The 6,108-nt window shown below is 67.2% G+C and carries 6 protein-coding genes; 2 read left to right on the top strand and 4 right to left on the bottom strand.

Going from position 1 to position 6,108, the window contains the following annotated elements; genetic code table 11:
* On the bottom strand, positions 1-1,503 hold a 1,503-nt coding region (locus VGF64_00850), incomplete at its 3' end, for an alkaline phosphatase family protein (protein ID HEY1633276.1).
* Between the two features lie 260 nt (positions 1,504-1,763).
* Between VGF64_00850 and VGF64_00845 the strand changes: the two genes are divergently transcribed.
* Positions 1,764-1,925, top strand: coding sequence for a hypothetical protein (locus VGF64_00845; GenBank protein HEY1633275.1), 162 nt, complete (start codon positions 1,764-1,766; stop codon positions 1,923-1,925).
* 27 nt (positions 1,926-1,952) lie between these two features.
* Here the strand turns inward: VGF64_00845 and VGF64_00840 are convergent, their stop codons facing one another.
* Positions 1,953-2,675 carry a dienelactone hydrolase family protein gene (locus tag VGF64_00840; protein HEY1633274.1) on the bottom strand — a complete coding sequence of 241 codons (723 nt, stop codon included), beginning with the start codon at positions 2,673-2,675 and terminating at the stop codon, positions 1,953-1,955.
* Between the two features lie 275 nt (positions 2,676-2,950).
* On the opposite strand from VGF64_00840, the gene VGF64_00835 reads away from it, so the two are divergent.
* The gene (locus VGF64_00835) at positions 2,951-3,613 is read left to right on the top strand and encodes a hypothetical protein (GenBank protein HEY1633273.1); all 663 of its coding nucleotides are present in this window, start codon (positions 2,951-2,953) and stop codon (positions 3,611-3,613) included.
* Positions 3,614-3,635: 22 nt separating this feature from the next.
* Here the strand turns inward: VGF64_00835 and VGF64_00830 are convergent, their stop codons facing one another.
* A complete protein-coding gene (locus VGF64_00830) occupies positions 3,636-4,850 on the bottom strand; it encodes an acyl-CoA dehydrogenase family protein (protein ID HEY1633272.1) in 1,215 nt (404 codons plus the stop codon).
* An 85-nt stretch (positions 4,851-4,935) separates the two neighbouring features.
* A partial coding sequence (locus VGF64_00825; GenBank protein ID HEY1633271.1) for an MFS transporter occupies positions 4,936-6,108 on the bottom strand: 1,173 nt, incomplete at its 5' end.

Raw genomic sequence — 6,108 nt, 5'->3', positions numbered from 1 at the left:
CTCGATCAGCTCCGGCGCTTCGCACTCACGTGTCACCTTGGGATCCCCGTCGGGTGTCGACGACACGGCCGGCAGTGAAGGCACCGACGTGTTGGGTGAGTGGAGCCGCAGGGCGGACGTGAGGTCCCCTGTCACGCTTCGGCGCCACGAGGAGAGGTTGGGCACCTCCACCCCGAAGCGGGTCTCGAGGAAACGCAGCTGGGAGGTGTGGTCGAAGGTGTCCGAGCATACGTAGCCTCCCCGGCTGAAGGGGGAAACGACCAGCATCGGCACTCGCATCCCGAGTCCAATGGGGCCGCTGATGCCCTTGGCGTCGGCAGGAAGGGGATCCACGGTCAGATACTCGCCCGAGGTACCCGGGGGAGGAGTGGGCGGAGGCACGTGATCGAAGAAGCCATCATTCTCGTCGTAGCTGATGAACAACACCGTCTTCGACCACACCTTGGGGTTTGACGCCAGGGTGCTGATCACGTTGTTCATCAGCCACGCGCCGGCAGAGGGCGGGGCAGGAGGGTGCTCGTCGAGCGCTTGAGGAAGCGTTGCCGGGATGATCCAGGACACCGCGGGCAGGGTGTCGTTGGCCACGTCGGCGACGAAGTCGTTGGGATAGACGGGACCGAACGCCTGTTTGTAGAGGGCCGATGACGGGTCGGCGTACTGCTTGAAGTAGAGGAGGACATTGTCAGAGATGAGCAGCGCCGCTGCAGAGTGGGGCTGGTACTCGCTGCCAGGGGGGTTGTAGACCTTCCACGAGACCCCTTTGGCCTGAAGTCGCTCGGGCATCGTGGTCCAGGAGAGGCTGAACTGCTTTGAGGGATCGGAGTTGGTCACCAGCACCGGCCCTCCCGCCTTGCCACCTGGGTCGAGCGTGCCCGAGATCCAGTGCAAGCGGTTGGGGTGGGTCGGTCCGAACACCGAGCAGTGATAGCCGTCGCAGATGGTAAAGGCGTCAGCCAGGGCATAGTGGAAGGGCAGGTCGCTCCTGGTGTAGTAGCCCATCGTGAGGAGACCGTTGGCGGGGCCTTCGTTGGCCGGATCGGTGTGGACCTCGACGAAGCGGTCCATGCGACCGCCATTCCAGCTCTGGTGCTGGGGGGCCCAGGCGTGGGTCAGGTCGAAGGTGCATTCCGCGTTGGTGGTGTTGGTGTCCAGGTGGAAGGGCAAGAGGCGGCCGACAGGGGTTCGGGTGGTGTTGGCCGGCCAGGGCTGGGAGAAGGCGCCGAAATTCCCCGCTGGATGGTTGCCGAATCCCTGAACTCCTCTGTAGGAGCCGAAGTAGTGGTCAAAGGAGCGGTTCTCCTGCATCAAGAAGATGACGTGCTCGACCGCACCGAGGTCGGAACCGGCGGGCGGTGTCGTCGCCGCCTTGTGCACGGTCGAGCCCGTGCAGGCGGAGAGCATGAAACCTGCCCCGCCGGCAATCCCCGCGGCCAGGAGTTGGCGCCGCGAGAGCGTGGGAATGCTCAGTCGGTTATCCCCCGGGCTTCGATCAGCATGCTCCATGTCCGGCCCCCTCTCTCCGCACAACGCTCCCGACCCTGTCCTCAAACGGGGCAGTTGGAGTGTCCCGCAGAAAACCTTCCAACGCTGCTGATCTGATGCTGCCTGCTGTCCAAGAGGACACGGTTGCGACGTCGCGGCGCGTCCGGACTCGAACGATAGCCCGTCGCGGGAGCTGGCCGGAGCATCCACAGCGCCCGACCAGTGAGTCGATGATCCGACCTCAGGCGCGAAGCGTCCGAGGCAGGCCGAAGAGCGGCTTCGTGCACTTCGCCATCGACGAGACCGATGACGGACACAACCCACTCAACGACCTGTCAGCGTTCGGCGCCTTCCAGGAGCACATCGGCGATCGATGCGACGAGCCCCCGGTCGTCAGTGAGCTGCGCCGAGTCAGGTCCTACCGCCTTGGCGTCGACGACTGACAAGGGCGACCGCCTTGACTCCGCGGCTCAGGCAAACACCTCGTCGAACAGCTCGAGCATCGTTTTCCACGATCGCCGATCGGCATCCTCGTTGTACCTGATCCCGGGGAGGCCCGTCCGGTTGGGGTCCGCCGACGGGTGGGTGAAGCTGTGCTCGACGCCACCGTAGAGAACCATCTCCCAGTCGACACCACCGGCGCGCATCTCGTCCTCGAAGGCGAGTCGCTGATCGAGAGGGATGAACGGGTCCTCCGAGCCCACGAACACGAGAACCTTGCCCCTGATGTTCGCCGCATCCTCCGGTCGCACCGTGGACAAGCCGGGGTGAAAGCCGACCACCGCCTTGAGCTCGGCACCGCCGCGGGCTAGCTCGAGCGCCACGGTACCGCCGAAGCAGTAGCCAATGGCGGCGACGTTCGACCCGTCAGCCCTCGGCTCGGCCAGCAGTACGTCGAGGCCGGCGCGAGCGAGGGTGCGGGTGCGTTCCGGGTCGGCCCCCAGGACACCGAGACGGGTCATCATTTCGTCCCGGTCCTCGAGCCAGCGGCCACTGCCGTGATAGTCGAGCGCGAAGGCGGCATAGCCCAGCTCTGCCAGCTGGTCCGCCCGACCTCGCTGGAAGTCGTCGAGGCCTGGGCCCTCATGGGCGATCAGCACCGCAGGTCGCTTCGCGGTGCCGTCAGGGAGGGCGAGACGCCCCACCATGACCGTGCCCTCGGCGTCGTACTCGACATCCCTCGTCGTCACCATCGCTGCCGAGACTATGCGCAGAAGCGCCTACGGCCCATGTACACGAGCCGGCCTCCCGGGCCAGCCCATGTACTCGAGCCGGCCTCCCGGGCCGGCTTCTGCGGCGGCCGCCGCGCCCGGGGGGTGGCTGCTTGCGCGGCCCCAGAGCGTTAGGATTCGCCAGGGCCGCGGAGCCTTGCTGGGGACTGGATGGGACCGAGTCACAACAACGAAGTGCCAGGTGGTCGACGATCGTCTCGCTTCCCGAGTCGCCGGGTCAGCCGTGAGGGGGCAACATGACGATGCCTTGGAGCACTCAGGACGCCGAGGAGGATGCTCTCGCGCTGACCGACGCCAGCGTGGAGCAGCTGCTCGGGTCGCTGGACGAGCTGGAGAGCCCGTTTTTCGTCCACCTGGTGATCGAGGCTGCCCTGCTGAGCGCACGGGTGTCCGCATACGGCATCCTGCTGCAGCCCCAGGCCGGCTTCGACGGGGAGGAGGCGAACGACTTCATCCTCCAGCGGGACCGGCTCGACATCGAGGCCGTGGTCAGGCTCGAGGCCCTGCTGGGGTTTCAGCATGTCCTCCTGTTCTCCCGCCACCCCGACAACCGAGAAGCGCTCGCCGCGCTGATGGAGTGGCCGAGCGATGACGGCCGCATAGAGGAGCGCCTGACGGCGGTCTACCGGCGGGCGGTCTTCGCAAGCGTCGACGACTCATTCGACTGGGCGATCCTCGACGACATCGCCGACTCGTGGCGACGGGATCAGGCCCGGGAGGACGGCCCGATCCACGCCGCCCTGCTGAACGGTCACCTCGTGCGTTCGACCCTCGACATGCCCCCCATCGCCGAGACGGCGATGATCACATCCGCGGCGAACTTCGACACGATCACGGCCGTGCAACAGGACGTGTTCCGCAGCGAGGTCATCCGCTTGTGGGGAGAGTGGGCCAAGTAGACGGGGCGGCCCGCTCGCTCGACTACTGGATGTGTATCCCCGAGATGGCGCGGGCCACGATCAAGCGCTGGATCTCCGAGGTGCCCTCGAAGATCGTGTAGATCTTGGCGTCCCGGTGCCAGCGTTCGACGGGGTACTCGCGGACGTAGCCGTAGCCGCCGAGGATCTGGATTGCCGCCTCGGTAACCCAGACCGCAGTCTCGCCGGCAAAGAGCTTGCTCATCGAGCCCTCGCCGGCGGGGAAGTGCTTACCAGTGCGACCCATCCAGGCGGCGCGGTGAACCAGCAGTCGTGCGGCGTCGATGTTGGTCTTCATGTCCGCCAGCTTGAAGGCGATGGCCTGGTTCTGGATGATGGGCCGGTCGAACTGCTTGCGCTCCTTGGCGTAGTCGAGGGCGTACTCGTAAGCCGCCCGCGCGATCCCGACGGCCTGCGCGGCGACCGTTGGTCGGCTGGCCTCGAAGGTGGCCATGGCCGCCTGGCTCGCTGACCTCCCTCCTTCACGAGCCTTTGCGAGTCGCTCGTCCAGGCGCTCCTTGCCGCCGAGCAGGCAGCGACCCGGCACCCGTACGTCGTCGAGCACGACCTCGGCGGTGTGTGAGGCGCGGATGCCCATCTTCTTGAACTTCTGACCCTGAGACAGACCCGGCGTCCCGCGAGGAATGACGAAGCTGGCATGTCCCCTGGAGCCCAGATCGGGCTCGACCGAAGCCACGATCACATGGATGTCAGCGATGCCACCGTTGGTGATCCAGGTCTTGGTGCCGTTGATCACCCACTCGTCGGAAGCCTGGTCGTAGACGGCGCGCGTGCGCAGCGAGCTGACGTCGGAGCCGGCGTCGGGCTCCGACACCCCGAACGCTGCCAACCTGATGTCGTCCGGCGTCCCGAAGCACTGTGGCAGCCACTCGGCCACCTGCTCCGACGTGCCGTTGGCCACGATGCCTGCCACCCCGAGCGTCGTGCCGAAGATCGACAGGGCAATACCGGCGTCACCCCACGACATCTCCTCGTTGACCAGCGGGAGTGAGAGACCCGTCGGGTCGGAGAAGCTGTTCACCACGAAGTCGAGCGAGTACAGGCCGACCTTTGCCGCCTCCTCGATGATGGGCCACGGGGTCTCCTCCCGCTCGTCCCACTCGTGGCCGGCGGGGCGGACGACCTTCTCGGCGAAGTCGTGGACCCACTTCTGGATCTGGAGCTGATCCTCGTTCAGCTCGAGCGAGAAATCCGGCATCAGGCACCTCTTCCGCGGGATGTTACTGGGCAGTAACAATCAGCTTATCTTCTCCCCAGCGGGTGCAGCACCCGAGTGGCGGCGATCAGCCCGGACGAGCCAACAGGGGGTCTGCGGAACGATCGCGCTGCGCTGCCAAGACTCCTACCGCGACGAGTGCGAGCCCCGCGCCGATGAGATATGGGGCCGAGGGGCTCAGTCGGGCGAAAGTAACTCCACCGACTACAGGTCCCACGACCCGAGCCAGTCCGCCGGCCGCCTGTTGCACCCCGAGTGCTCCGCCCCGCCGCTCGGCTGGCACCCGACCGGCCACGATCGCCGCCAGCGTGGGCGTGACCAGTCCCTGCCCGATGGTCAGGGCAACCACGGCGACGGCCAAGGTCACGAACGAGTGCATATCCGCCAGGATGGCGAGACCCACGGCGTCCAGCACCAGCCCCAGACGGAGGGCACCGCGCTCGCCCAGCCGGTGGACCACAGGGTGGACCAACCCGACCTGAACGACCACGATCAGCAGCCCGATCACGGTGAACACGGCGGCGCTCGACGACAGGCCGAGGCCAAGGCGCCGCTGACCCAACAGCGAGAAGGTGGCCTCGAAGGCGCTGAACGCGACCAGGGTCAGGAACGCCACCAGCAGCAGCGCAGGTAGCCCCCGCCGGCGCCACTCCCCCCGGCGCTGGCGATGGGGACGCGACTGCGGGAAGGGATGCGTCTCCGGCAGCCGGCGACTAGCGACGAGTGCGTTCGCTCCCGCCAACACCCCAGCGAGGACGAACGGTACGCGAGGGCCGCCCAGGGCAGCGAGCGAGCCGAGGGCGGGGCCGACCACGAAACCAACGCCGAAGGCCGCGCCCAACAACCCGAGCAATCGGGCCCGTTGGTCCGGTGCGGCCACATCGGTGACCGCCGCCTGGGCGACCGAGACGCTGGCACCCGAGGCGCCATCGAGGGCGCGGGCCAGGAACAAGACCCACAGACTCCCCGCCAACCCCGTGAGCAGGCCTCCCACGCAGGTGCCCGCGAGCGAGACCAACAGGACCGGCTTGCGCCCGATCCGGTCCGAGACCCGGCCCCACACCGGTGACAGGGCCAGCTGGGCGACCGAGAAGGACGCGACGAGCAGACCGATGGTGGTGGGCGAGGCGTGGTACCGCTCCGCATAGAGGGGCAGGATCGGAAGCACCAGACCGAAACCCACGAGGTCCAGGGCCACCGTCGTCCAGATCGTCCCGAAGCCCGACGGAAGAGGCGCTCT

Source organism: Acidimicrobiales bacterium (assembly GCA_036491125.1).
In the GTDB taxonomy this organism is placed as follows: Bacteria; Actinomycetota; Acidimicrobiia; order Acidimicrobiales; family AC-9; genus AC-9.
The sequence above is the reverse complement of the archived record's forward strand: the minus strand, read 5'-3'. Positions and strand labels throughout refer to the sequence as shown.